Genomic DNA, 25,898 nt, shown 5'->3' with positions numbered 1-25,898 from the left:
ATATCTTAACGTATTATGGAAACATTAAATGGTTAAAATGGCGATACAACACTATTTTCTTTAAGAAGGTGAAAAGATGGGCGTATGGTTTGTAACCTTGATTCTGACCATGTTCCTTTTTACGAGAATTCCGGTCGTCAAGAAATCGATTCACGTTAGGAATAGCTTTCTGGTCAAAAAATGTTCGATCATCATTCCTGCAAGAAATGAAGAAAAAACAATAGGAAAACTGCTATTAAGTATTGAAAAGCAGCTAATCCAGCCCATGGAGGTTATTGTCGTAAACGATGGTTCCACAGATCGAACGAAGGCGATTGCTGAAAGTTCTGGAGCAATCGTGGTGGATGCCCCTCCACTTCCGAATGGATGGAATGGGAAATCTTGGGCTTGTTGGCATGGGGCGAACCTGGCTAAAGGAGAGATTTTACTTTTTGTTGATAGTGATACATGGTTTGAGCAGGCAGGCTTGCTCAGAATTTGCGAAACATTTAATCAACAACAGTGTCAAGGGGTGCTGACCATCCATCCTTATCATAAAATGGAAAACGCATATGAAACCCTTTCCATGTTGTTTCATTTAATTGTGTTTGCTTCAACCAGCATCACCCATCTATTTTCCTGGCTTACAAAGCCAACAGGTGGATTTGGACAATGTCTCCTTTGTTCAAAGAGTGTGTACAAGAGAATTGGTGGACATGAAGCGGTCAAAGGGGAAATGGTAGAGCATTTTTCTTTGAGTCAGAGGGCGAAGAAATACGGTGAATCCGTCGAGGGGGCAAGCGGCAAAACAGCCATCTCCATGAGAATGTATGGGGAAGGCATTCATGAATTATTCCGAGGATGGTCCAAAAGCTTCGCATCGGGATCCAAGTCTACAAACATTCTCCTCCTTGTGCTGGTTTCTATATGGATTGCTTCCCTTACATCCCTGGTCTGTAATTTACCAGGAATGATATGGGAAAACCCCGTTCTTAGCATCGTTCAATACAGTGTTATTGGAACCTACTTGTATATAATCGTACGGAGGATCGGGAACTTTAGTATTTTTGAAACATTATTATTTCCCATCCATATTCTATTTTTTCATATGACTTTTTTCCATTCTCTATTGAACACTTTCATTAGGAAAAACACAATGTGGAAAGACAGGTACGTATTTATTGAGAAAGGAAAGGATGAAAAGATGAAATGATCCTGATGTTCAATATTTTCGTATGGGTTTGTATTCATTTGACGATCTCATATATGACCTCAAGATTCTCACCAGCTTTTTTACAGAAAGTTTCATTCATCTTTCGCCCACTAACATATGAGCTGGATGGGCCATTTTATGCACGTTTGAAAATCAGGAAATGGAAAGCATACCTCCCTGATGCCGGAGGATGGTTTCGCTCAGGGATGAAGAAAAATCAGATCGGCCTCTCCTCCGATTCAGGAAGAGAGACTTTCCTAAGGGAATTAGACAGGGCAGAATTATCCCATTGGTTGCAAATGCTTCCGGCTCCATTATTTTTCATCCAGAATAACGGTATGTTGTCTTGGGTCATGTTTTCATATGGCATCTTTTTCAATCTCCCCCTTATCCTTGTCCAACGGTACAATCGTATAAGGATATTGCGTGTGATCAAGCATTCCGTTTCATCCAAAAATCAAGAAGTGCCACTACATTCCAAGACCCCACATTTTTAAGAAATAGATAAATCGTACATAAGTTAAACTAAATGTGTACATTTTATAGATAAGAACCGAGGAAGTCCTCCACTTTAATAAGCCGTTAATCCCTTGATTTGCTCGGTTCCCTCCTTTTCTCTACATCTCGTCCATAAATAAGAACGGTTCACGAGTATCAAAATCCCCCGAAATCTCCCGAATCGGAATGTCCTCTCCCTTTATCCAATTCTGAAAGTCTATCTTTACACCTTCGGCACTTTGACCGAAACCGATCAAGCATAGCAGCGATTTACAATCAAAGACACATGTATGAATGGTACCCGCCCACGAATCATATGCTTTCTTGAAGATCGGGCTGTCCACATGATTGAAAAGGTGAAGTGCCCCTTCCATGGTTAATCTCTTTTTCTCCCCTGAGCGCAATTGGGTCAACCTCTTTACAGATTCCTTTACATAATGGCGGTTATCCTGTTTCATATGATTCATTTGAAAATGGTTGGTGCAGCTAAGACTTGAGGCATGATATACACCAATTCCTCTTGGGGAAGCCTCCACTACAGCAGCCTTTCCATTTCGATCATACAACGAGTAGTTAAAACTATGGCGGTGTGGTAGCCTCCTCAAGACATCAATGGCCTCGTCCGAATTTTTACAAGTGTCTAAGAGAATGCGCGCGATTGTCGTACATATGAACCCCTCACCCGGATTCAACCGGTTGACAAAATGAAAGCCAATTGCCAAACCTTTTTCATTCAAGCCGTCTATCCTTCCGATTCCTCTCCCGGAAAACCCTATAGAAGCGTATCCGTCTTCCGGATTCACAAGTAATAGCCTGCCTTCATAGGTTCTAGGGTGATAATCATAATTCCTCACATAAATACCATCTTTGGCCAGCGAAGAACAACCGGAATGGATCCATTCCTGCTGAAAGCCTGAATATTCATGAACCGTTTCTTCCAGGGACCACTGTAAACCATCAGACAAGCCCTTTAATTCATCCCACAAGCCGGGGGCAAATTGGCTGAATATCCTCTTCACTTCATTTATGTCCACCTTGTAGTCACGCAATGATTTCCTGCGTCGATTCAAATGGTGTGCATACAGTGGCGATTCCCGAAGTGCATTACCTAATTGTAGACCAATGTCATAATAAGTCCCCCTGGACTGCAATACGTCTAATACAACTTTTTTCATTCATCCATGTCCCTTTCTCATTTTTAAATTGTGAAATAATAACTCCCTTCCTTTTTAACGCTATTATGTTACACTTAATTCATTAATCAGTAGGAGGAAATATTATGCAAAAAACATTAAAAACACTTTCACTAATTCAAGAAGGAGTGAACGTTCTGAATTTGCAATAAGTAACGACGCTCCTTCTTCCGGCATATAAAAAAAATTCAGGAAGCAGGAGACATATTTATGATGAAACAAACGCTCGCATCCCATAACATCCGGATGCTATTTTGGATTTCTTTTTTTGGTACAATCAGTTTTCTTCAACCTGTACTAACGTTATTCTATTTCGAAAGAGGGTTAACCTCCTCGGATATATTAATTGTTCTTATGTTCTGGAGCGGGGCCGTATTACTTGGAGAGGTTCCGACTGGAATATTCGCCGATCGCTACGGGGCAAAATATTCATTTTTACTCGGTTCCTTTCTTAAGTTCCTTAGTATCGTTTTTCTTTTATTTGCCTACGAACCTTGGATGTTTTTCTTGTACAGCTTCATCAACGGGTTCAGTGTGACCTTTTTCTCTGGAGCAGACGAAGCGTTAATCTATGATTCACTCAAGGAGTCAAATGAAGAAAATCGAATGGATCATGCGATGGGAAAAATCCAGTCAGCTTCGTTCATTAGTATGCTGATTGCCGTACTGTTCGGTTCATATCTAGCGAAGGATTTAGCAGATACCCAATTTACCGTTCTCATTATGCTGGGATTAGCCTTTCACTTGATAGAATTATTGTTGATTCTTGGTGTGAAGCAGCCTACTGCTGATTCGTTCCAGAAAGAAAATCCATTCTTGCAAATCAAGAGTGGTCTTATAGTCATAAGGCAAGCCCCACAATTATTGCTGATGTTCCTGAATGTTACATTGGTCTTCATTCCGGCTGGGGCCGTTTACCAATACTTTGATCAACCACTCTTAAAAGATGCAGGCGTCCCGGTCTACCTGATCGGTGTCTTTTATGCGGTTGCTGCCATTCTTGGCTATATCGCTTCCAATTCCATAGGCTGGATGACGGGGCGTTTTGCCAGGGTATGGCTGATGAACCTGTCTGGATTGCTGGCCGTAGTAGGTTTACTTCTTTCGGGTTTATTCGGCTCCTCTTTATGGGTCGTTTTAGGTGCATTCTTTCTGTTAAGACTTGTTGGGGCAATCCGTTATCCCATCTACTCCCAATTAAGTAATGATTTGATTCCCTCGGGGATCAGGGCGACGACGATCTCATTGCTTTCCATCGTGGATTCATGCTTAGACCTTGTCGTATTCGGTGTATTGTCCAGCATTGCTTTGAAAGGATATTCCACCGTACTCATTGGATGTGCCTTCATCGCGTTATTGGGCACCTTGTTACCGATTGCACCGATTAAATCAAAAAGAACAGAACTGAAAGTTGAAGAAGACAGTCAGTTCAAATTGTAAACAAAGAGTGCTGACAACGTGTCAGCACTCTTTGTGAATGTATTATTTCTTTAAGTACGTCCAGCCTTCCTCCTGGTACACTCGATTTTCTTTCATCAGTTTCCCCAGGGCACGTTTAAAGGACGCTTTACTCATATTGAAACGGTCTTTGATTTCGTCCGGCTGACTTTTATCCCAAAAAGGGATTGCGCCATTTCGTTGTTCCAAGTACTCAAGAATGACCTCGGCATCATCCTGCATCTTATCCTGCTTTAAAGGTAAGAATGAAACATTTACGTTTCCGTCATCCTTTACGTCGATGACTCTCCCTTCCACTAGTTCCCCGAGTCTAGGCTCTGCTTTGCGTTCATTCATGTGAACGAAGCAGCGATACCCTTGCTCAGATAAGAAGAAGGTCCCCACTCGGAGCAGACGATACACTCTTCCTTGGACTTTCGCATTCATCATTTCATTTGATGCTCTTCTCGAGACCTGTTCGATGATATTTTCAGTTGCCAATCTTCCGTATAAACGGTCTTGCTTATCCCGATTCAATGTTAAGAAAAGCTGGTCACCGGGATTTGGCCAAAGCTCCAGAAACTTCGGAAGATCATCTGATGAAACCAAAATATCCTTAGGTAATCCAATATTTACAAAAACACCTAAATCTTCGCGTTTGTCCACAACTTCTGCCCACCCGTATGCACCAACCTGTATCTTAGGGATACGCATGGTCGCTGTCAGACGAACATCCTTGTCATGATAAAGAAATACTTTCACCGTATCTCCTTCTTGAATTTCTTCTGTTATTTCAGAGTGATGCAGCAATACACGATCCTCATCATTCGTTAAAAAGAAACCATATGGTACTTCATGATCAACGAATAAATCCACTACCGTACCTGGCTTTAAAGAAGACATTTTATTATTTCCTCCTATATCGTTAACTTACAAAAATTCTCTACGTTTGTATTCACTAAATATAGCTTTTTTCACTTGTGTTGTATAGTGCGTATGAGGTTTTTTACAATAAATCATCAATTTAGAAAATAATGAATTCATGAACTTTTAACTGTTCCATTGACCAGTTATTTGCGAGTTGTTATGATTCTTCTAATTCAATTATAACAAACACATACAACTTGTATAAGTTCAAGAATATGGCTTGAACGTTTCTACCAGCTACCTTAAATGGCTTGTCTACAAGATAAAGTAATATCAATAAAATTATTTTATCCTGTAGATGACACTCTGGTCGATTTTCACCAGAGTTTTTTTTATTTTATCTACCAGGAGGGTTACGCATGAAAACATTCTTTCAATTCGCGGAAAGAGGGACAACGTATAGAAAAGAAACATTAGCAGGAGTGACAACCTTCCTTTCGATGGCCTACATCCTTGTGGTTAATCCCATCATTCTCAGTCAGGCAGGAATGGATAAGGGTGCCTTATTCACAGCTACCGCCCTATCTGCGATAGTAGGGTCCCTTTTAATCGGTATTCTTGCAAACTTCCCAATAGGCATAGCCCCTAGTATGGGTCTGAACTCTTTCTTTACCTTTTCAGTATGCATTGGTATGGGAGTTCCTTGGGAGATAGCACTGACAGGAGTATTCATCGCTGGAATCATCTTTATGATATTAAGTGTGATGAAAATCAGGGAAAAGATCATTAACGTCATCCCACAGGATCTAAAATTCGCCATTGCAGGCGGGATAGGGTTCTTTGTCGCTTTCATTGGTTTTAAAAACGCCGGATTGGTTGTCTCTAATCCGGAAACATTTGTTTCGATTGGGGATCTATCATCTCCCGCCACACTGCTTGCCGTATTCGGATTCATCATTACGTTGATGATGTTAGTCAAAGGTATTAAAGGCGGCATATTCTACGGGATGGTTGCAACTACTGTCATCGGTATGATCGTCGGGAAAATTGATGTGCCCCACTCTGTTATCGGGAAGGTCCCTAGTCTGGAACCGACTTTCGGAGTTGTATTTACACATCTTGGCGATATTTTCACACTTGAAATTATGGCCGTTATCTTTACTTTCCTATTTGTCGCATTCTTTGATACAGCAGGTGCATTGATTGCCGTTGCCAGTCAGGCAGGAATCATGAAGGATAATCAAATTCCGAATGCAGGTAGAGCCTTGCTCGCTGATTCAGCATCAGGAGTGGCAGGTGCGATATTCGGTACCTCCACGACTGCATCTTTTGTGGAATCTTCTGCTGGGGTTGCGGTTGGAGGAAGAACAGGTTTCACATCGGTGGTGATTGCCATTTGTTTCACGATTGCCTTGTTCTTCTCTCCAGTTTTGTCGGTCATAACACCTGAGGTGACAGCACCTGCACTCATTATTGTCGGAGCATTAATGGCTACTGAAGTAAGGCATATCAATTGGAATCGACTCGAAGTTGTCATTCCGTCTTTCGTAACCATCATTATGATGCCTTTAACCTTTAGTGTCGCAACCGGGATTGCCTTAGGCTTCATTCTCTATCCATTTGCTATGATCTCACTAAAGAAATGGAAAGAGGTTCATCCCATCATGTATATCCTTTGCGGATTATTCATTCTTTATTTTGCATTTTCTTAACGATCAACCTCATGCAAAGAGGGTTGATGCCTTTGGAAACCTCCACGGCATCAACCCTTTTTTGTTGTATGTTAGTAAACATTGTTGTATTAATGAAGCAAGCGGTGGTTGATTACAGCGAGAGGTGCTCGCTTTCCGCGGGGCCTGAGTTAAGCCTCCTCGTGCTTCTGCACTGCGGGGTCTCAACTTTCACGCGTTTCCCGCAGGAGTCGAGCACCTGCAGTGAGAATCAACTTGCTAAGAAACGTTTTAACTATAATAAAATAGAGCAGTAGAGAATTAAACGCTGTTTTATAATCAACAATTTTCACTGTAAGTGCTTTAATAATTACTTATGAAAGCTTCGAACGGTTTCATCTGTTGGAAGGAAGAATGTCATCATTCCAAGCAGGGGAAGGAAGCTGCATAGGATCATCACGAACCGTATGGTGAATAGGTCAGCAAGTCCTCCAAATAGAACGGCTCCAACTGCTCCCATACCGAACGCCAATCCAACGGTCAAGCCTGACACCATCCCAATCTTACTCGGCAGAAGTTCCTGGGCATACACGACAATGACACTGAAACTTGACGACAAAATAAGCCCTATACAAAAAATAAATGGATAAATCATGATCAATGACAAATAAGGTAACGCCAGCGTCAATGGTGCGGCACCAATCATGGAAAAAAAGATAATATTTCTTTTCCCGAAACGATCGGCCAATGGCCCCCCTAAAAATGTCCCCAATACCCCGGCGAACATAAATACGAATATGTATGACTGTGCTTCTTTAATAGAAAGACCATAATCTTCAATCAGATAAAACTGGTAGTAATTTGAAATACCGGCACCATACCAAGATCTGGCAAACACAAGAAAAACGACGAATACCATTGCCCATTTCACTTTAGGGTGAATCGACGTTTTCTTCCAATCAGATTTCTTTGTGCGATTCATTTTATTAATCGAACGGATACGCTCAGAGTACCATGCTGATACACGAACTAACACCAACACGCCTATGATGGCGACAATTGTGAACCATAACGCCCCCACTTGTCCAAACGGTACGAAGATAAACGCTGTAATCAATGGGGCAAGCGATTGACCGGTATTTCCTCCCACCTGATAAATCGATTGCGCCAGCCCCCTGCGGTTCCCCGCTGCCATATAGGCTACTCGTGACCCTTCCGGATGAAAGATGGCTGAGCCAAACCCTATAAATAAAACAGATACGATGATCCAAATAAAATGGCCGGAAAGTGCAAAACCTATCAATCCCATTAAACTAGATAACATTCCTAAAGGAAGTAAATATGGCCTTGATCGGATATCTGCATAATAACCAAATATGGGTTGTAATAAAGAGGATGTCATATTAAGTGCAAAGGCAATCCAGCCAATTTGCGTGTAACTTAGCTGCAATGATTCCTCAATGATTGGAAACATGGCCGGCACCACTGCTTGAAGGGTATCGTTAATAAAATGACCCGAACTGATGGCTAGAAGAATACCATAAATAGTAGGATTTACAGCTGGCTTTCTCAATGCTTGTGCCATTTCTACCTCCCCTTCCGCATTTATTTCGTTTCTCTAAATAGTATACTGAAAAAACCATCCTTTTCCTACAGACAAATAAAAAAAGCCGAACTAAGTTCGACTTTGGTTGTTGATTATCCTCTATTTGGAAATACTCTCTTCACCATATCTGCTATTTCCTCACCGAATCCTTTAATCGGTTCTCCATTTCTAGCTTTATCTGCATAGCCTCTCATACGATCAATGAAATCAGGATTAGTGGATACGTACACATTGTCAATACTTCCATTTGCCTTTTTCACTTGATCTGAGATTTTCTTTTCCAATTCCTTCGATACGTTTCCATTCATATTATCTTCAAGCACGGCTGCAACATATGCATTTTGATCGGTTGTCAGGACGTAAGCACTTTTCACTTCTTTAAGGTCCGCCACTTTATCGGCTTCTTTCTCGGCAAGAGAATAATTCTCTCTCATAGTCCCGTCATTCACATAATCCCGATTTGCCTGATCATTTTTGTAGTTCACTCTTTCCAGATTACGGTTGTTCATTTGTTGTCCTTCTTCGTTCATGTTATTGCTCGTACCACAGCCTGAAGCCACAGTCATGAACATCAAACCCATAAGGGAAATCAATAGGTACTTTTTCATTGTCATGCCTCCTAAATTTTATTCACCCTTACTTTCCCCATACCTTTTTAAATCTATGCAAGGATTCATTACGTGTTTAATTCATTACATATTAAGGGAAAACTCAAAAGAAACGATACATTAGGTGGTGGAAAAATGTTTCAGGCAGCTTTATGGGGAGGTGCAGCGAGTGTATCTTTATTAATCGGCGCTTTTATGGGGATTTTCCTACATATTCCAAAGAGGATCGTTGCGTATATTATGGCGTTAGGAACGGGACTGATCATCGGGTCCGCTACCTTTGATTTATTAAGTGAGGCTGAAGGAAACGCAAATTTGATGTACCTCATTTCGATGTTTCTCGCAGGCGCACTTATCTTTACATTATTTGAACTATACATCTCTAAAAAAGGCGGTAGCGAGAGGAAGCGCTCAAGGCAAAATCCTCAAAATCATTCAGGTTTGGCCATCTATGTCGGTACGATAATGGATGCCATTCCTGAATCCATCATTATTGGAGTAAGTTTTATCGAAAGCCAGTCCATGCAATGGGTTTTTATCCTTGCTATCTTTATCAGTAATTTACCTGAGTCTTTATCAAGTAGTATCGGTTTGAAGCTCGATCAGTACAGTACGAGGAAAATCCTTTCTCTTTGGGGTAGTGTCGTCATTCTTTCATCGCTCAGTTCTTTACTGGGATACGTATTTTTGCAGAATGCCCCTGAGAGCACCTCCTACTTGATCGGAGCTTTTGGTGCAGGGGGATTACTGGCCATGGTCTCCTCCACGATGATGCCTGAAGCATTTGAAGAAGGTGGACCCATCGTTGGTTTCCTTTCCTCCCTAGGCATCATACTTTCTTTTATCTTCACCCATTTGTCTTAGTTTCATTTTAAAAATATAATAAAAACGTACTTGGGTCTCTTCCCAAGTACGTTTTTCTAATTATTCTTCATGATTGATGGTCAAACCATCTACAAATCTTTTTCCCATGAGCTTATCTTTTTTTCGATTTTCTTTGCTCTCAAAGATGATATCGAAGTCATAGTCTTCCGGATACAATTCCTTTGCTGAAACATAAAGCTCTAGTCGTTTATGTTTCACGGTTTTTTTCATCCCTCTCACCTGAACCGTATAATTCCCTTTATCATCAGGACCATCGAATACGATACCAAACTCTCCATCAGGGGAGATTTTTACATTATCACCTTTAGAAAAGAGTGTGATTCCCTGGTTTTCTTTTACGGTCTTCCTGTACACCCTTTTACTGTGTTTATTTACAATGACCTGTTTCTCCATTTCCTTTTTCATGTGGAAGTCGATATTACCCAAACTGTATGTTTTACTCTCCTTATAAGTGATTTCGTGGGCTCTTTCAATGATTTCAGGGTGCATACCAAGCTTCAACGCAATGGAGAACGCTTGGCTTTCTCCCCCTTTTCCGACAATGAGCTTATACGTAGGCTGAAGGGTTTCGATATTAAACTCCATACTGCCATTCATAAAGCCTTCATGTCCTTCTGCAAAATGTTTGATTTCACTGTAATGAGTAGTGGCAAGGATTGTTGCCCCTTTATCAAATAATTGATTCAGAATCGCAGTAGCGAGTCCCATACCTTCCAAAGGATCAGTTCCGGAGCCGAGTTCATCCAATAGAACCAGTGAACGATCGTTTGTATACTTTAAGATATCGATTATATTTTTTATATGGGAACTGAATGTACTTAAGTTCTGCTGCAGACTCTGGCCATCACCTATATCTAGAAGGATTTGATGATACAAGCTGATTTCACTTCCTTCCGCTGCTGGGATGTGAAGGCCGCATTGAGTCATTAGGGTGAGCAGGCCCACCGTTTTGATGGTCACGGTTTTCCCTCCAGTATTAGGACCGGTAATAACCAACGCATGAAATCCTTCTCCCATCTTGATGGATAGGGGGACTGCCTTTTTCCCTAACAGAGGATGTATTGCATTCTGTAAATGAATTCGGTGATCTTCATTTACGATTGCCTTTACACCATCATATGAACGGCTATATTTAGCTTTTGCAAACAACACATCGTAATGGACCATCGTTTCTATCGCAAGGGTAATTTGTGATTCGTATTCTTGAACAAGGCCCGTTAATGCCCATAGAATATTTTCGACTTCACGTTCCTCTTCAAGTTTATAAAGGAGTAGCTGATCCTGTTGTGTGCTCAGTTCCTCCGGTTCAATATATAGAGTCGAACCAGAGGCGGAAGTATCCAATACAGCACCTTTCATTTTTCCTCTGAATTCCTTTTTGATGGGCAGGACATATCTGCCGTTTCGCTCGCTTACAATTGATTCCTGTAGGAACGTTTTGTATTTCGAAGATTTTACGATCGATTGTATTTTATCCTTTAACCGATCTTCTTGGATTCCTACCTGCTTTCTTATCCTCAATAATTCTTTACTCGCATAATCATCCACTCTGCCATTCCGGATGCATCGGTTGATCTCCTCACCCAAATCCGGGATATCTTCAATAGAGTATACGTATGATGAAACTCGCGGTGCAAGCCACTGCTTATCCTCCATGTATTTTTTGAGTTTTTTACAAGCATCTAGAAAATAATATAATCCTGTTAGCTGATCTGGTCTGAGCGGGACTCCTTTATTCAGGTTCGCCATGATGTTTTCTACACCGTCTAGAGCATGGATCGGTATGCTGGCACTCTTCTTTAGGATGCGAACGGCTTCTGTCACCTCATCCAGTCGCATTTCGACCTGGCGGATATTCGTCGATGGCTGAAGGTTCCACAATTCTCTTTTTCCTTCTTCCGTAAGTGCAAACCCCATCAGTTCTTCTTTTACTGAATTGAATTCAAGTGTTTGAAACGTTTTTTCATTCATTCTTATCTCCTCCAGATAATAAAAATAGACCACAACGAACAATGTCCATTGTGGCCTTCCATCTTTCGTATACAACTCCATCATCTTACAAGCGTGCGCAGGCGCATTGGGATATTTTTCTTCGAAACTACCTTCGAAAAGATTCCCGATTGCGGATTTGTGCACAAAAAAGAGCTGTGCACAAAGACACAGCTCTCCTGATTAAGGAATAAGTATGCTATGACCATTGTTCTTAACTACACTTTGAAGGCATCACTAAATAAGCTTTATCAATAGCTTGTTGTAAAAGCCATTGCCTACAAAATGTCCGTATTCATTTCACGGTTAGTTAAGAACGACACCTAACATATAACATACTCCCTTTGTATACACTATTTAAATTCATGAACAGTTTACGATGTTTTCCATCTGTTGTCAATAGGCTACTGTAAAGACCGTTTGTATTGGAACCTTTTCCATTGAAATCTGATGAAGCATCCAATGCAGAAACCTGCAAGAGCAACAGATGCAGCCATGAAGACCATTCCTGAGAAGATATAGTATGCCGTGCTCCAGCCTGCAGCTGCACTTAAGATTGCCGCCCCCAGGCAGCTTACCGCAATGATATTATTAAACTGCTGTTGATCGGCATCTTCCTGTTGATAAGCGGAAGGTTCTTTCTTTAAGAACAGCTTTCCAGTCTTGATGACGGGATTGTATTTAAATAGTAAAGCAGACATACCAACCAAAAGTGGCAGAATTATAAGGAGTTCTATTTGAAAAACCCATGAAAGGGCCACTATTGAAACGATGAACCATTGATTTAATTGAACTAAAGGTCTCGGTATAGAAACGGGTGTTGAGGTACGCATTTAATTCATACCTTTCTTATTGGAATTAGTGTAATTATAGTGTATGGGATTTAGCTAAAAAAATCAAAAGAAAAAACCGAAAACAGCTGCCCATTTTTTGGCTGTTTCCGGTCCTTCATGATCTTACATCCTCATTTGGAATCATTTTGTAATTTCATATCTCTTTTGTAACTCCTCTGGAGCCATTTTTACAATGAACTGAAGAATAAATGCAAACACCGCTACATCATCGACAATCCCCAACACAAAAAACACATCAGGAATCACATCCATTGGCAGCAGGAAATAAAAGATCATCAATCCCACCGTTAATCCCTTCTTCACAAAAGAAACGTCCCTGGACCGGAAAAAATCAACCAAAAACGGAACCGATTTTCTCACATTAAACAGAAACCTCACCCGTTTCCAAAACCTCATCATTGTTCATCACCTGTCCTGAGTTTTTATTTAGTATCATAGCACACCAAAAAGAATGAGGTATCCCTTTAAAAGTCATTGTTCATACTCAGCATCGATTTTTGGCTCATTCGAGGGAAACCTTAGTTTCCCTCGCCTTTCAGCTATAGCTGAAAGGTGAGTCAAAAATCATCTCCTACAAAACGTCACTTCTTAATAGAACTAGTACCTCTCCTTATATACCTTCCCAAACTTCTTCTATAATAATGTAAACACCCGGTAAAATTATCAAGGTTCCACCAACCACTCTATCTTTTTGGCCTGCTTGCGTGTTATAATCTTTTAGATTGAGTATTAGGAGGTATATCATTTATGATTCAGGTTTCAGATGTAAGCTTGCGTTTTGGGGATAGAAAATTATTCGAAGACGTGAATATAAAGTTTAATCCAGGGAATTGCTACGGCCTTATCGGAGCAAACGGTGCTGGTAAATCTACATTTTTAAAGATTCTTTCAGGTGAAATCGAAGCTCAGACCGGACACGTATCTATGGGCTCTGGAGAGCGCCTTGCAGTCTTAAAGCAGGATCACTTCGAGTACGAAGAATACGAAGTGTTGAAAGTCGTCATCATGGGGCATACACGTTTATATGACGTCATGCAGGAGAAAGATGCCATCTATATGAAGGAAGATTTCTCTGATGAAGACGGGATGAGAGCGGCTGAATTAGAAGGTGAATTCGCTGAACTGAACGGGTGGGAAGCTGAATCAGAAGCTGCCATTCTACTAAAAGGCTTAGGAATCAATGAGGATCTCCACACTAAACAAATGTCCGAATTGACCGGTGGAGAAAAAGTGAAAGTATTATTAGCACAGGCACTATTCGGAAAACCCGATGTCCTGTTACTGGATGAGCCTACCAACCACTTGGACATCCAGGCGATTCAATGGCTGGAAGACTTCTTAATCAATTTCGAGAATACAGTCATCGTCGTATCCCATGACCGTCACTTCTTAAACAAAGTGTGTACACATATTGCTGACCTTGACTTTGGAAAAATCCAAGTCTATGTCGGGAACTACGATTTCTGGTACGAGTCCAGTCAGTTAGCACTAAAGATGGCTCAGGATCAGAACAAGAAGAAAGAAGAGAAAATTAAAGAACTTCAGGCATTCGTTGCCAGATTCAGCGCCAATGCCTCTAAATCAAAGCAAGCCACTTCACGTAAGAAATCACTTGAAAAAATCACATTGGATGACATCAAACCGAGCTCCCGTCGTTATCCTTATGTACAATTCAAGCCGGAACGTGAAATCGGTAACGATGTTCTTCGAGTGGAAGGACTCACCAAAACGGTTGACGGTGTAAAAGTACTGAACAACGTTTCCTTTATTATGAATAAAGAAGACAAAATTGCCCTGGTCGGAACGAATGAAATTGCTAAAACAACTTTATTCAAGATACTTGCCGGCGAGATGGAACCGGACAGCGGCACGTTTAAATGGGGCGTGACCACATCCCAGGCGTACTTCCCTAATGACAACTCCAAGTATTTTGAAGGAAGTGAACCATCCCTTGTAGAGTGGTTACGTCAATATTCACCTGAAGATGAAAGTGAAACATTCCTTCGCGGTTTCTTAGGACGTATGCTCTTCTCAGGGGAAGAAGTATTAAAGAAGCCTGGCGTCCTTTCCGGGGGAGAAAAAGTCCGCTGCATGTTATCGAAAATGATGCTGAGCGGGTCAAATGTTCTCCTATTGGATGAACCTACGAACCACTTGGACCTGGAATCCATTACGGCATTGAATAACGGCTTGATTAACTTTAAAGGTGCCATGATTTTCGCATCACATGACCACCAGTTCATTCAAACGATCGCCAATCGTATAATTGAGATCACTGAAGATGGAGTCATTGATAAAGAAACCACCTACGATGAATTCCTGGAAATGAAAGCTGCAATGAAAGCTTAATGGAATATAAAAAAGAGGATGCCCGGACTGGCATCCTCTTTTTTGATCTTCAATTCTTACTTCTGTCCTGCTTTGACTAAATAGCCTTTAATTTGAAAATAGCTGATTTCTTTTGGAAGTTCTTCTTTAATGGGCTTTAATAATCCTGTCCCCACCTTAGATACGGCTTTTTCAATTAAGATTTCTTCTTCTTCTGTAAAGAGAATACTCCAATCATCCATCATGCCCTCCTGATAGGTTCTGATGATATGATTTTCAATCGTAGCCGTGCTCATGCCCCTCTCTTTCGCAATGTCCTTGATCTTTTTATGTTCCTTGAATAAGGAAAAACTGATCAGGTACGAAGCCGTGTCCGACTTGTTTGACTTGTAGGTTGTTTCAGGCTTTTGGATCTCCACTTGATGCTGTGGATTTTCTTCCAAAAAAGCTGAAATCTCATTAATGAAAAGTTCTCCGTATCGTACCAGTTTGCTTTCCCCCACTCCGCTGACATGAAGAAATTCTTCTGATGTTTTTGGTTTTTTCATACACATATCCTGTAAGGACTTGTCTGAAAAAATCACGAATGGAGGAACCCCTTCTGAATCTGCGATGGACTTTCTCAGGTTTCGAAGAGCATGGAACAAGCCATCTTCCTTAGGGACGATAGCAGAAACCGTCGGCTGTATCTTCCTGGTTACCTTCCGCTCTCCCATTAATACCTCTTTCCCTTTTGTCGAGACCTTAAGTACCGGAAAACTCCCCCCTTCAACCCCAATGATCCCTTCAGAAATCAAATAGTCGATAAACAGCCCCACTTCTTTCTGTGACTGATCTTTCATTAACCCATATGTGGTCAGACGATCAAACCCCCAATCAAGAATCTTCTTATTCTTTGATCCAGTGAGTACCCCGCTGATAAGAGAGGTTCCGAATCTCTCATTCATTCGCATCATACAGGATAAGACCATTTGTGCTTCTTTCGTTACATCCTCTGATTCACGGTCATCGAGGCAATTACTGCAATGTCCACACTCTTGGTCAACATGTTCTCCAAAATAATTCAATATATAATTTTGTAAGCAGGCCTCCGTATGAACGAAGTCAATCATGTCACGAAGCTTCTGCATCTCATTTTTATGAAGTTCTGGATTTACGATGTTTTGATCAATGATGTACCTCTGTGTCTGAATATCTTGGGGGGAAAATAACAAAACACACTCGCTGTCCACCCCGTCACGTCCTGCCCTGCCTGCTTCCTGGTAATAACCTTCCATATTCTTGGGGATTTGATAGTGAACCACGTAGCGTACATTTGATTTGTTTATTCCCATTCCAAATGCATTTGTCGCAATCATAATGGTAATGGAATCATTCAGGAATGCTTCTTGTTGTTCCTGCCGTAATGTGTCTGACAGTCCTCCATGATACTTCCCGGCTGCATATCCCTTTTTCTCCAGGTGCAAATAGAGATTTTCCACTTCCTTACGAGTAGCGCAATAGATGATACCTGAATGCTGTTTATTCTTTGATACATACTTTTCCACCCAGCGCTTTCGATCCTCCCCCTTTACCACTTGGAAAAATAGATTCGTTCGTTGAAATCCGGTTAATACTTTATTTTGATCCGGGATCTGTAGATGGTGAAGGATATCCTCTTGAACTTGAGGAGTAGCGGTTGCTGTCAGAGCAAGGATCACCGGGTTGGAACTCAGCTGATTCACAGCTTTGTAGATCCCTAAATAACTCGGTCTGAAATCGTGACCCCATTGGGATAAACAATGGGCTTCATCAACAGCTACAAGGGGAATGGGAAGTGTATGGAGGAAATGCAGAAATCCTGAAGATTCCAACCTCTCGGGAGCAATATACACAAGCTTGTACTCACCTAAGGATATCTCTTCCATCCTGCTTTCCACTTCATTATTTGATAGAGTACTATTAATATAGGTAGCAGGGATCCCTTGATGTAACAGCGAATCCACTTGATCTTTCATCAGGGAGATGAGCGGAGAGATGACAAGTGTCACACCATCCTGCATCAGGGCTGGAATTTGATAACAAAGCGACTTCCCTCCGCCAGTCGGCATGATGCCCACTGTGTTTTTCCCTTCTAATATATTTCCAATAATTCTCGCTTGTCCGTCCCTGAACTCATCATATCCAAAGTATTGCTTTAATACCTGCTTTGCTTCTGCAATCACACTCTTCCCTCCAAATTAACTTTCTTATCCCTCTATTGTATTAGAGATAACAGGACGTGCCAATAGGAAGGATATAAATCTTCCTAAATAAGCCTTACTTCAAATTTGAATATAAAAAATAGCTGTACATGAGTATTAATACACATGTACAGCCTCTTCATTAGATTAGAACCATTTAATCGTTTTTTCTTCTTTATTTACGTCAACAGGTTTGGATAGCTTCCAAAAGCCGTCCCACACAGTTTCTTTTCGGTCATTTTCTATCGAAGTACTTTTCACTTCTTTCTCTTTTTTGGACATGATGCTCCCTCCTTTGATACATAAATACATTACATACTATTCAAATGTAAAAAAAGAGTTTAATAATTTTTCGCATTTATCTATAGGAATTACACCAGCAATGAAAAAAGAACCAATCGGATGATTGGTTCTTTACGATCCATCAGGATGATTTCATTGTAGGATGGGGATTATCCACCACTTGTAACACTTTAGTGGAAGTCACCATATCTTCTTTACAAAGCGGACACTTGGGTGTATCTTCACTTTTAAAATTATCTCTCATCCAGCCCTTACAATCTTCAGCGGAACAAGCCCAAATCTTTGTTTCCTCTGTTTTAATTTCTTCCTCAACTTGATTTCTACGACCAAAAGCCATTGAACGTCCTCCTTTAAGGTAAGTAGGATTTCCTTGCTATGCTTTCTAACAGGAAAATATGATGTGGTAATTTATGCTGCAGATAGTATGTGGTCAATGATAGTTCATTCACTAATCAGTTTAAATACATTGATTATTTCCATTATACCATACTTGACATCATTTTAATATATCAACGCTAAAGTATAGGCAATATGTAGGTGTTGAGACAAAAAAACCACTTATTTTTTCTTTCTATTCCTTGATGAAGGCGACTTCACTCCACCTGACATTTCCTGACTGGTCGTGCCTTGTCCTTCCACTTGTGAAGAGCCCAGTGCTGCTTTTGACGGATCTTTTTTCCTATTGCTCATCTGATTCACCTCCTTCCCTACCTTTCCCCACCTAGATCCCTTTTATGTACATCCGTTAATGAATGAATCAATGAGTAAGAATTCGTTACATGGGAATTCTAATCTTTAAATTAAGGTTTAGGGTGTTGAATTTCGTGTTTAAACGAAGAAAAATTCAGAAAGACATAAAGAAACAATCCCCCCATAGCTTTGAAGTAGAGACCTTTCATAAGGAAGTGCTCTCTTTGGTAAGCAATAGCGAAGATTTAGTCTTTAGGACGATTACATCGGATAATCAAACGATCGCTGTGGTTTACTTTGAAGACCTAATCAATGCCACTTCCATGCAGGATAGCATTATAAGGCCACTTGAGGAGACAGACGGGGAGATATATTACCAACAGATCAAAGACACAATCAATATTGCAAAGCTGACAGTAACCAATTCCATCACTGATGTGGTTGATAATCTTGTCAATGGGACCGCTTATATCTTTAAAGAAGGAGATACACACGGGATATTAGCAGATGTAGCGGATAAGGGCACCCGCGCCCTGGAAAAAGCCGAGACAGAATCACTTGTGTTCGGTCCTAAGATCTCATTCACAGAGTCGATTACGAAAAACCTGAATCTGATCCGATCGAACATCAATGACCCAAAGCTATGTGTAGAAACATTTACAATCGGTTCAAGAACGAAAAAAAAGGTTCAGATGGTGTACATAAAGGACATTGCAGAAGAAGAAAACGTCAATACGTTCAGACAGCGCATCACAGACATTGAAGTTGACAGCATTGTTGATTCAACTGTACTTGCCCAAATGATTGAAGATAATTCCTATACCTTCTTTCCACAGTTCATTACAACAGAGCTCCCAGATCGCTGCACCATATCCCTCCTTCACGGGAAGATCGCTCTATTGGTGGACAGAAGCCCAACAGCGATTATCGGGCCTTCAACATTTATGAATTTCTTTGAATCAACCGAAGATATTTATATGAGATGGAATATGGGGACCTTTCTAAGAATGATTCGCTTTGTGGCCATCTTTTTTTCAATCCTTCTCACCCCTGCTTATGTGGCCGTTTTGACGTACCATTATGAGGTGATCCCATCTGCACTATTGGTGTCCCTAGGTCAGTCTCGCTCGAACGTTCCCTTTCCGCCTGTGTTCGAGGCATTGTTACTTGAATTCATCATAGAACTGCTAAGAGAGGCAGGAGCCAGACTGCCAACCAAGGTCGGTCAAACAATGGGGATTGTAGGGGGTATCGTCATTGGTCAAGCTTCCGTCCAAGCCGGGTTTACCAGTAATATCCTGATCATCATCATTGCGATTTCAGCACTGGGTTCCTTCACTGCACCCAGCTATGCAATCGGTACTGCAGTTAGAATCATACGCTTTCCCATCATTGTCATGGCAGGATTATATGGCGGCGTCGGCATCATGTTCTGCTTTTGCTTTCTACTGATCCATTTGCTGAAGATCACAACTTTGGGGAGACCATATTTATCCCCCATCTACCCATTTCGATTTCCCGACTTGAAGTACAGCCTGTTTCGCCTGCCTTACCAGTTTCTAGTCAACCGTCCCGTGTCCAATCATCCCATGGATCAAATGCGTATTCCTTTGAAAAAAGCAAAACAGAAAAAAGACGTAGACGAATAAAGGGTGTTAGGTATGGAAATTAATGTGAATCCTAAAGAACGGCTCATGTTTAACGCATTTTTGATGATGTTTGTTTTGCATACTGCCCAGACGGGTGTTGGAATTGCAGGTTTACCAAGAGTCATCTTTATGGAAGCCAAAAGTGATGCATGGATTTCGGTGATTCTATCCGGAATCCTTGTTTCCATTGTGTTATTCCTGATGATTAAAATGCTTGAAACCTACGAAAGCGCCGACTTGTATGGAATTCACATGGACCTATATGGAAAATGGTTCAGTAAGTTATTTAATATTCTCTATATCAGTTTTTATCTGAGCGTCACCTATGTGATCCTGATGAATTACATTGAGATGGTCCAAGCCTGGATTTTCCCGAAGATGCCGACGTGGCTTTTGATGGGCCTGCTGATATTTTTACTTGTATATGGAGTTCTTGGGGGAATCAGAGTGGTTGTCGGGGTTGCATTTTTGGGACTGATCCTGGCTTTCTGGCTATTGTTCATGATCTATACACCGATTAAATTCATGGATTTCAATCATCTTCAGCCTGTCCTGACCGCTTCCCCCAAAGAGATTCTCATGGGTGTATATAAGTCGAGCTTCACGATTATCGGCTTTGACCTGGTACTGTTTTTCTATCCTTACGTTAAAGAAAAAAAGAAAGTGTTGAAATACGCCCTCATTGGTACCGGATATTCTACATTTCTTTTTACCATCGTGACTGTTGTCTGCATTGGATTCTTCTCAGAAGATGCCCTATTAAAGACGATCTGGCCGGTTCTCTCCATGTTCAAGATTTTGAGGATCCCTAACCTGGAGCGCTTCGAATTTATAGCTGTCTCGTTTTGGATGATGGTCATCCTGCCAAACATTTGCCTATACTTTTGGGTAGCTTCGAGAGGCATGAAGAGGGTGTTTCATTTTTCTCAAAAAAAAGCCATATATCTATTTGCCATGCTCCTCTGGGTTTTATCCTTCTTTATCAAGGACCGAATGACCATGAATACCATTACAGATAAAGTTGGTTCTATCAGTTTCATTCTCACTTTTGTGTATCCCAGTTTTTTATTTATTCTAGTCAAATTAAAATACTTAGGAAAAAAGAAAAAGGATGTGAGTATATGACCAGGATGATTATGCTTCTGGTGGTATGTATCGCTAGTTTTTTCTTAAGCGGCTGTGTGGAAACGAAATATTTAGAAAAGCTTGGATTGATTACTGCAGTGGGATATGACCAAGATGAAGATGAGAAAATTACTGGAACCTTAGTTCTCTACCAATTCAATCCTGCCATGGAGGATGTTGAAAAAGTACTGACAAGCACAGCGAAGACAAGTAAAGGGATCCGCTTGTCACAAAACCTTGAAACAGACCATAAGCTGGTCTCGGGACAGCTGCGAATTGCCATATATGGGCGTGATCTGGCAAGTAAAGGGATTGCTCACTTAGTGGATACGCTCGAGAGAGACTCATCCATTGGAAATATGGTATATTTAACGATCGCAGACACGACAGCTGAAGAAATCCTAACCTATCAAATGGAAGAAACCCCTTCGAATAGAGGCACCTATTTATACAATTTAGTCCGGCAGAATGTTGAAGCAGAAATGCTTGTTTCCCCCACACTGCAAGAGTTCATCACTGATTACGGCAGTGTTGGTAAAGATCCCATCCTTCCCTTATTAACTGCCAAAGATGGAAAAGTAGGTGTATCTGGGATGGCACTCTTTATAAGAGATAAATTTATAAAAGAAATAAAAAAGGATAAAATATTCTTTATTCGTTCTCTCATCGAGGATTACGATTTAGGCAGTGTCGAAGTAGAATTACCTATTGAACCATTCGATCCTTACTTATCAAGGCTTCATGAAGGACAAGAAAACGATAAAGTATATATCATGATTGACAGTATCAAATCTTCTCACACCATTACAGCAAAAAAAAGCACTAAACCTTCCTTCAAGGTTCAATTGGACATCCAATCACGCTTGCTGGAAATGTCAGAAGAAATGAATTTGTCCGAGCCGAAAGCTTTGCGTTTACTTGAAAATGAAATTGGATCGTATATTGAAAAGAATATTAAAGACATGATCCTTATGCTTCAAGAAGAGGGAACGGACCCAATTGGATTCGGCATGGAATATAAGAGTATCCGCGGACACCAGAATGTCTCACGGAATGAGTGGGACAAATTATACAAGCAGGCAACATTTGATGTGGAAGTCCATAATAATATCATTCGAACCGGTGTCATCGATTAAAAACTGCAATAGGTCCATCCCTACTGGATGGACCTATTCTTATACCTATTGAATGTAATTGTTGATTTCTGAAATGATCGATGCATCTTTTATTTCCATCGGCTGATTATCCTCGAAGATGATCAGTCCGTAAAAGACCTGAAGATCATCATCACAGGCTTCGCAAAAATCCACCTCATCAGGATTCCAAAATGCTATGGAGTTAAATTTCTTAGTCCTTGACTTTGGAAAATTGTCACTGAGTCGTTTCATTTCCTTAAGAAATAAAACAACCGCTTCTTGCCTGCTGTATAATGTCCAATCCTTTAAGATGTCCAATTCCCAGCCTTCAAAAAACCACCACGGCTCTGCATCACTTTTGGTTGTCATCACTCTCCACGTTTTGTCCAATGCTTCACCCTCCTTGCTTCCATCTTCAAATTGTACATAAAATGGAGTCGAAAGAAAAACAATTAAATTTCCCTCCTAATAACTTATTGACAAGTTCTCTGTGGTACAAGCATAGGTTTAATAGAAAAGGACCAATTTGAGCTGATCTCAAGAGGGGGAAAATAAATGAATTTCATAGTATTAAAAAAAGGGTCCATTCTTGCCATTCTAGTGACTTTATTGATCATTACAGTCGGTACGATTTGGTCTTTATCCTCTAAAAACTCCTACCCAACGGTTTCTTTATCTGAGAAAACAGGTGAGAAACAAGTCATTCAGCTTGTAACGGGCGAGTTCAAGTCGCAAACGGCCGAAGGCAAAGAAATAGAAGCCTATCGTTGGGACCCTGGGACGATCGTGGTGGAAAAAGGAAGAGAGGTCGAACTCCGTATTTATGGAGTCAACGGCATGGAACATCCTTTTTACATTGAGGGAACAGATATTACAGGCACTGTTAGAAAAGGGAAAGAAACGGTCGTTAACGTCACCTTTCCAAAAGAAGGTACCTACAGACTTATTTGCGAAACGCATGAAACCATTCAAAATAATGGCCCTATGATCGCCTATATCGTGGTTGATTAGTTTATTCATCCCTTAGACGTGAGATCTCTAGATGGCATTCCGCCATCTAGAGATCTTTTGTTGTGACGTGAAATCACTGATCATTTTTTATGAAACCTTTTGTTCACAAATTCGTATGTACAATTACCATGGATTCTATGCGAAAATAGCAGTATACTTTAAATGTGTTAAAATAATCATACACTTATTATTGATGCAACCAGAATAAGAAAAGGAGTCTTCTCCATTGACATTCATAATTGTACAAGACTTAATGGATTTTTACTTAAGTCCTTTGCATGTTAGTATCGTGTTTTTATTTATACTGGCTTTGATATGGGATCGTTGCCCTTCCCCATTCCATTTCTATACACACGATTATAATCAAAGGCTTGAAGGGAGCAGCCTAATAGTTAAGCACGTAGCTGAAAGTGAGATCATACCTGTGCGGATCTGGTTCGCAACGTGCATGAAATTTCAGTTCTACCATACTGATAATGATGAGGAATTCTCTTCTGTATATTGCTAAATGAGAAGTAAATATACTGAGGAGGAAAATAACATTGAAAAAAATGACAATTATTATCACTATGCTATTATTTACATTGACAGGATGCCAAAGTGCCACAACCGATGGAGCGTTCTTTCATGATTATCTCGTCAATCCATTCTCATTTCTCATTCATGAGATAGGGACTTTCCTAGGGGGGAACTTTGGAGTAGCCATTATCGTAATCACTCTTCTAATTCGCCTCGTTCTCCTGCCTTTTATGCTAAAAACGTATAAGAGTCAACAGGACATGAAAGGCAAAATGGCTTTGATTAAACCAGAAATGTCTGCAATCCAAAAAAAGATCAAAGAAACAAAAAACAAAGAAGAGCAAAAGAAGCTTCAGCAGGAATTGATGATGCTCTACCAGAAGAACGGCGTAAACCCTCTCAACATGGGATGTTTGCCGTTATTAATTCAAACGCCGATTTTGATTGGTTTGTATTATGCCATCCGTTCTTCTTCAGAAATAGCCAGCCACTCATTTCTATGGTTTAATTTAGGACAACCGGACCATATAATGGCTGTCATTGCCGGGGCTGTGTATTTAGCCCAATCACGTGTCACATTAATGAACATCCCTGCAGAGCAGCAGGCACAGATGAAGATAATGGGACTGCTTTCACCCGTTATGATTTTTATCTTTTCATTAAACGCGCCAGCTGCCCTCCCGCTATACTGGACTGTAGGAGGTGCATTCCTCATCCTACAAACCCTGATGGGGAAAATGCTTTATCAACCTCAACATTCTTTAGAAAAACAGGAAAGTCAATAAAAGGGAGCCCTCGGGCTCCCTTTTTTACCATTTATTTATTGTAGGATTCCCTTCGGAATATTGCCAAGCCAGCAATGAAAAGCAGGGCCATGTAGATGATAAATGGATACAACAGTAGTTGTTGACTCAGTTCTTTACCAAAGAACATCCTTTTATGTTCACTTGAAGCGACAGCTTCAGAATGAATAATCGGAGTTTCTTTAACAGGAATCAAGTTTGTTGACAGCATTTTTTCATGGTCCTCATTGTAAAGGGTTAACACTCCATCTTGTTCCAGTTTCTGTGTCACCTTACCGCTGACAGGCTGGGTATATGGGATGTCCCTTTCCAAGTCGTAAGAAGTACCATCCAATTGAAAGATCGTTTCCTTTGGAATATAGTTCCTCTCAAATTGATTCAGCCCATAATCAAGCAGTTTCTTCGTGTCCGAGTATATGGCCCTTTTAGACTGAGCTTTCATGGTAACGACTACAATCGAAAGCTTTTCATTTTCTGCCGATGTCACCAGGGTGTGTCTTGATTCAGGAATATAACCATTTTTCCCTCCTGTCACCTCGGGATATGGAATTTCTCCTTTCACCATTTTATGATGGTTATAAAGTGTAGTATTCCACCCTTCCGCCTTCCAATCTAGTGACTTAATATCGAATAATGCTTGAAATTGCTTATTCTTTAAAGCGTAACTTGTGATCTTGGCCATATCATAGGCGGTAGTATAATGGTTCTTTCCATAAAGTCCATGTGGATTCTCAAAGTGGGTATCCTCCACCCCCACTTCCTCTTCAAGGAACACATTTAATTTATCGACAAACCGTTTCACTGAACCCTCTGTATGTTCAGCGATGGCAACGGCTGCATCATTCCCCGAATTCACCATCAGGCCTTTAAGAAGCTGTTCTAACGACATTGATTCACCTGTAGATAAATAAACGGTGGAACCTTCCGTTTTACTGGCTCTCTCACTGATTTTCACCTGTTCATCAAGGTCAGCATGCTCAATTGCGTAAATCGCTGTGGCAATTTTCGTGATGCTTGCAGGGTCCATCCTTTTATTACCATTCTTGGAATACAGGACACTGCCGTTTTGAGAATCGATTATAACAGCCGAATCGCTAAATATAGTTCTGGGTTTGTTCATATTATTTTGTTGAGCTGACACACTTGGAGTAATAATGCAAAGCATGATCAGCACAATCAATCCTTTTTTCATATATCCACACACCTGTCTTGTCATTGTACTCACTAATTCATTCTATCAAAAATAGATTTCGGATAATCACCCAATTGAAATATGTTAAGAAATTGAAAGAATGATGTCATTTTCATGCAAA

Annotated in this window: 24 protein-coding genes and 1 riboswitch; of the genes, 11 read left to right on the top strand and 13 right to left on the bottom strand. The window is 40.7% G+C overall.

Annotation, left to right across the window (positions count from 1 at the left end; all coding sequences use genetic code 11):
• Positions 1–76: 76 nt before the first annotated feature.
• Positions 77–1,192 carry a glycosyltransferase gene (locus LCL96_RS06610; protein WP_224940624.1) on the top strand — a complete coding sequence of 372 codons (1,116 nt, stop codon included), beginning with the start codon at positions 77–79 and terminating at the stop codon, positions 1,190–1,192.
• Positions 1,189–1,689, top strand: coding sequence for a glycosyl-4,4'-diaponeurosporenoate acyltransferase (locus LCL96_RS23685; protein WP_412103532.1), 501 nt, complete (start codon positions 1,189–1,191; stop codon positions 1,687–1,689). The genes LCL96_RS06610 and LCL96_RS23685 overlap by 4 nt, the downstream gene beginning before the upstream one ends.
• A gap of 120 nt (positions 1,690–1,809) precedes the next feature.
• Here the strand turns inward: LCL96_RS23685 and LCL96_RS06600 are convergent, their stop codons facing one another.
• Positions 1,810–2,865, bottom strand: coding sequence for a C45 family autoproteolytic acyltransferase/hydolase (locus LCL96_RS06600; protein WP_224940623.1), 1,056 nt, complete (start codon positions 2,863–2,865; stop codon positions 1,810–1,812).
• Between the two features lie 228 nt (positions 2,866–3,093).
• On the opposite strand from LCL96_RS06600, the gene LCL96_RS06595 reads away from it, so the two are divergent.
• Positions 3,094–4,323, top strand: coding sequence for an MFS transporter (locus LCL96_RS06595; protein WP_224940622.1), 1,230 nt, complete (start codon positions 3,094–3,096; stop codon positions 4,321–4,323).
• A 42-nt stretch (positions 4,324–4,365) separates the two neighbouring features.
• On the opposite strand, the gene LCL96_RS06590 is transcribed toward LCL96_RS06595, so the two are convergent.
• Complete coding sequence (locus LCL96_RS06590; protein ID WP_224940621.1) at positions 4,366–5,223, bottom strand: S1 RNA-binding domain-containing protein; 858 nt, start codon at positions 5,221–5,223, stop codon at positions 4,366–4,368.
• A 201-nt stretch (positions 5,224–5,424) separates the two neighbouring features.
• Positions 5,425–5,525: riboswitch (purine riboswitch) on the top strand.
• An 81-nt stretch (positions 5,526–5,606) separates the two neighbouring features.
• Between LCL96_RS06590 and LCL96_RS06585 the strand changes: the two genes are divergently transcribed.
• On the top strand, positions 5,607–6,899 hold the full coding sequence (locus LCL96_RS06585; RefSeq protein ID WP_224940620.1) for an NCS2 family permease: 1,293 nt from the start codon (positions 5,607–5,609) through the stop codon (positions 6,897–6,899).
• Positions 6,900–7,227: 328 nt separating this feature from the next.
• Here the strand turns inward: LCL96_RS06585 and LCL96_RS06580 are convergent, their stop codons facing one another.
• A complete protein-coding gene (locus LCL96_RS06580) occupies positions 7,228–8,442 on the bottom strand; it encodes an MFS transporter (protein ID WP_224940619.1) in 1,215 nt (404 codons plus the stop codon).
• A gap of 113 nt (positions 8,443–8,555) precedes the next feature.
• Complete coding sequence (locus LCL96_RS06575; protein ID WP_224940618.1) at positions 8,556–9,071, bottom strand: YhcN/YlaJ family sporulation lipoprotein; 516 nt, start codon at positions 9,069–9,071, stop codon at positions 8,556–8,558.
• A gap of 135 nt (positions 9,072–9,206) precedes the next feature.
• Here LCL96_RS06575 and LCL96_RS06570 point away from each other — a divergent pair, with 135 nt between their 5' ends.
• On the top strand, positions 9,207–9,935 hold the full coding sequence (locus LCL96_RS06570) for a ZIP family metal transporter (protein ID WP_224940617.1): 729 nt from the start codon (positions 9,207–9,209) through the stop codon (positions 9,933–9,935).
• A 60-nt stretch (positions 9,936–9,995) separates the two neighbouring features.
• Here the strand turns inward: LCL96_RS06570 and LCL96_RS06565 are convergent, their stop codons facing one another.
• The 3 genes from LCL96_RS06565 to LCL96_RS06555 form a co-directional block, all read right to left on the bottom strand.
• Positions 9,996–11,927: an endonuclease MutS2 gene (locus tag LCL96_RS06565; RefSeq protein ID WP_224940616.1), complete on the bottom strand. Its 1,932-nt coding sequence runs from the start codon at positions 11,925–11,927 to the stop codon at positions 9,996–9,998.
• A 422-nt stretch (positions 11,928–12,349) separates the two neighbouring features.
• Positions 12,350–12,778: a DUF4395 domain-containing protein gene (locus LCL96_RS06560; protein ID WP_224940615.1), complete on the bottom strand. Its 429-nt coding sequence runs from the start codon at positions 12,776–12,778 to the stop codon at positions 12,350–12,352.
• 141 nt (positions 12,779–12,919) lie between these two features.
• Positions 12,920–13,198, bottom strand: coding sequence for a YkvA family protein (locus LCL96_RS06555; protein WP_224940614.1), 279 nt, complete (start codon positions 13,196–13,198; stop codon positions 12,920–12,922).
• A gap of 348 nt (positions 13,199–13,546) precedes the next feature.
• On the opposite strand from LCL96_RS06555, the gene abc-f reads away from it, so the two are divergent.
• The gene (gene abc-f / locus LCL96_RS06550; RefSeq protein WP_224940613.1) at positions 13,547–15,148 is read left to right on the top strand and encodes a ribosomal protection-like ABC-F family protein; all 1,602 of its coding nucleotides are present in this window, start codon (positions 13,547–13,549) and stop codon (positions 15,146–15,148) included.
• A 56-nt stretch (positions 15,149–15,204) separates the two neighbouring features.
• Here abc-f and recQ read toward each other — a convergent pair whose 3' ends face one another.
• The 4 genes from recQ to LCL96_RS06535 form a co-directional block, all read right to left on the bottom strand.
• Positions 15,205–17,331, bottom strand: coding sequence for a DNA helicase RecQ (recQ, locus tag LCL96_RS06545; protein WP_224940612.1), 2,127 nt, complete (start codon positions 17,329–17,331; stop codon positions 15,205–15,207).
• Between the two features lie 165 nt (positions 17,332–17,496).
• Positions 17,497–17,631, bottom strand: coding sequence for a hypothetical protein (locus tag LCL96_RS23410; protein ID WP_263628067.1), 135 nt, complete (start codon positions 17,629–17,631; stop codon positions 17,497–17,499).
• 142 nt (positions 17,632–17,773) lie between these two features.
• The gene (locus LCL96_RS06540; RefSeq protein ID WP_034758928.1) at positions 17,774–17,989 is read right to left on the bottom strand and encodes a cold-inducible protein YdjO-related protein; all 216 of its coding nucleotides are present in this window, start codon (positions 17,987–17,989) and stop codon (positions 17,774–17,776) included.
• 221 nt (positions 17,990–18,210) lie between these two features.
• Complete coding sequence (locus LCL96_RS06535; RefSeq protein WP_224940611.1) at positions 18,211–18,342, bottom strand: YuzL family protein; 132 nt, start codon at positions 18,340–18,342, stop codon at positions 18,211–18,213.
• Between the two features lie 134 nt (positions 18,343–18,476).
• Here LCL96_RS06535 and LCL96_RS06530 point away from each other — a divergent pair, with 134 nt between their 5' ends.
• From LCL96_RS06530 to LCL96_RS06520, 3 genes are read left to right on the top strand one after another with little or no spacing between them, the layout of a single operon-like run.
• Positions 18,477–19,991, top strand: a complete 1,515-nt coding sequence (locus LCL96_RS06530) for a spore germination protein (RefSeq protein WP_224940610.1) — start codon at positions 18,477–18,479, stop codon at positions 19,989–19,991.
• A gap of 12 nt (positions 19,992–20,003) precedes the next feature.
• Positions 20,004–21,116, top strand: a complete 1,113-nt coding sequence (locus LCL96_RS06525) for a GerAB/ArcD/ProY family transporter (protein WP_224940609.1) — start codon at positions 20,004–20,006, stop codon at positions 21,114–21,116.
• Positions 21,113–22,252 carry a Ger(x)C family spore germination protein gene (locus LCL96_RS06520; protein ID WP_224940608.1) on the top strand — a complete coding sequence of 380 codons (1,140 nt, stop codon included), beginning with the start codon at positions 21,113–21,115 and terminating at the stop codon, positions 22,250–22,252. The genes LCL96_RS06525 and LCL96_RS06520 overlap by 4 nt, the downstream gene beginning before the upstream one ends.
• A 45-nt stretch (positions 22,253–22,297) precedes the next feature.
• On the opposite strand, the gene LCL96_RS06515 is transcribed toward LCL96_RS06520, so the two are convergent.
• A complete protein-coding gene (locus LCL96_RS06515; protein ID WP_224940607.1) occupies positions 22,298–22,642 on the bottom strand; it encodes a DUF1033 family protein in 345 nt (114 codons plus the stop codon).
• Between the two features lie 165 nt (positions 22,643–22,807).
• On the opposite strand from LCL96_RS06515, the gene LCL96_RS06510 reads away from it, so the two are divergent.
• Positions 22,808–23,263, top strand: a complete 456-nt coding sequence (locus tag LCL96_RS06510) for a cupredoxin domain-containing protein (RefSeq protein WP_224940606.1) — start codon at positions 22,808–22,810, stop codon at positions 23,261–23,263.
• A gap of 551 nt (positions 23,264–23,814) precedes the next feature.
• Entirely contained in the window at positions 23,815–24,567 is a 753-nt protein-coding gene (gene yidC / locus LCL96_RS06505; protein ID WP_224941316.1) for a membrane protein insertase YidC, read from the top strand.
• A gap of 31 nt (positions 24,568–24,598) precedes the next feature.
• On the opposite strand, the gene LCL96_RS06500 is transcribed toward yidC, so the two are convergent.
• Positions 24,599–25,777, bottom strand: coding sequence for a D-alanyl-D-alanine carboxypeptidase family protein (locus LCL96_RS06500; protein WP_224940605.1), 1,179 nt, complete (start codon positions 25,775–25,777; stop codon positions 24,599–24,601).
• Positions 25,778–25,898 lie beyond the last annotated feature (121 nt).

This window comes from Rossellomorea aquimaris (assembly GCF_020172085.1).
GTDB lineage: Bacteria > Bacillota > Bacilli > Bacillales > Bacillaceae_B > Rossellomorea > Rossellomorea aquimaris_E.
Note: the sequence above shows the minus strand (reverse complement) of the source record. Positions and strands in the feature narration are given on the sequence as shown.

Bases quoted from the DNA above. Each gene is read 5' to 3' on its own strand.
- LCL96_RS06610 (WP_224940624.1), top strand. From the start codon at position 77: ATGGGCGTATGGTTTGTAACCTTGATTCTGACCATGTTCCTTTTTACG.
- LCL96_RS23685 (WP_412103532.1), top strand. From the start codon at position 1,189: ATGATCCTGATGTTCAATATTTTCGTATGGGTTTGTATTCATTTGACG.
- LCL96_RS06600 (WP_224940623.1), bottom strand. From the start codon at position 2,865: ATGAAAAAAGTTGTATTAGACGTATTGCAGTCCAGGGGGACTTATTAT.
- LCL96_RS06595 (WP_224940622.1), top strand. From the start codon at position 3,094: ATGATGAAACAAACGCTCGCATCCCATAACATCCGGATGCTATTTTGG.
- LCL96_RS06590 (WP_224940621.1), bottom strand. From the start codon at position 5,223: ATGTCTTCTTTAAAGCCAGGTACGGTAGTGGATTTATTCGTTGATCAT.
- LCL96_RS06585 (WP_224940620.1), top strand. From the start codon at position 5,607: ATGAAAACATTCTTTCAATTCGCGGAAAGAGGGACAACGTATAGAAAA.
- LCL96_RS06580 (WP_224940619.1), bottom strand. From the start codon at position 8,442: ATGGCACAAGCATTGAGAAAGCCAGCTGTAAATCCTACTATTTATGGT.
- LCL96_RS06575 (WP_224940618.1), bottom strand. From the start codon at position 9,071: ATGAAAAAGTACCTATTGATTTCCCTTATGGGTTTGATGTTCATGACT.
- LCL96_RS06570 (WP_224940617.1), top strand. From the start codon at position 9,207: ATGTTTCAGGCAGCTTTATGGGGAGGTGCAGCGAGTGTATCTTTATTA.
- LCL96_RS06565 (WP_224940616.1), bottom strand. From the start codon at position 11,927: ATGAATGAAAAAACGTTTCAAACACTTGAATTCAATTCAGTAAAAGAA.
- LCL96_RS06560 (WP_224940615.1), bottom strand. From the start codon at position 12,778: ATGCGTACCTCAACACCCGTTTCTATACCGAGACCTTTAGTTCAATTA.
- LCL96_RS06555 (WP_224940614.1), bottom strand. From the start codon at position 13,198: ATGATGAGGTTTTGGAAACGGGTGAGGTTTCTGTTTAATGTGAGAAAA.
- abc-f (WP_224940613.1), top strand. From the start codon at position 13,547: ATGATTCAGGTTTCAGATGTAAGCTTGCGTTTTGGGGATAGAAAATTA.
- LCL96_RS23410 (WP_263628067.1), bottom strand. From the start codon at position 17,631: ATGTCCAAAAAAGAGAAAGAAGTGAAAAGTACTTCGATAGAAAATGAC.
- LCL96_RS06540 (WP_034758928.1), bottom strand. From the start codon at position 17,989: ATGGCTTTTGGTCGTAGAAATCAAGTTGAGGAAGAAATTAAAACAGAG.
- LCL96_RS06535 (WP_224940611.1), bottom strand. From the start codon at position 18,342: ATGAGCAATAGGAAAAAAGATCCGTCAAAAGCAGCACTGGGCTCTTCA.
- LCL96_RS06525 (WP_224940609.1), top strand. From the start codon at position 20,004: ATGGAAATTAATGTGAATCCTAAAGAACGGCTCATGTTTAACGCATTT.
- LCL96_RS06520 (WP_224940608.1), top strand. From the start codon at position 21,113: ATGACCAGGATGATTATGCTTCTGGTGGTATGTATCGCTAGTTTTTTC.
- LCL96_RS06510 (WP_224940606.1), top strand. From the start codon at position 22,808: ATGAATTTCATAGTATTAAAAAAAGGGTCCATTCTTGCCATTCTAGTG.
- yidC (WP_224941316.1), top strand. From the start codon at position 23,815: ATGACAATTATTATCACTATGCTATTATTTACATTGACAGGATGCCAA.
- LCL96_RS06500 (WP_224940605.1), bottom strand. From the start codon at position 25,777: ATGAAAAAAGGATTGATTGTGCTGATCATGCTTTGCATTATTACTCCA.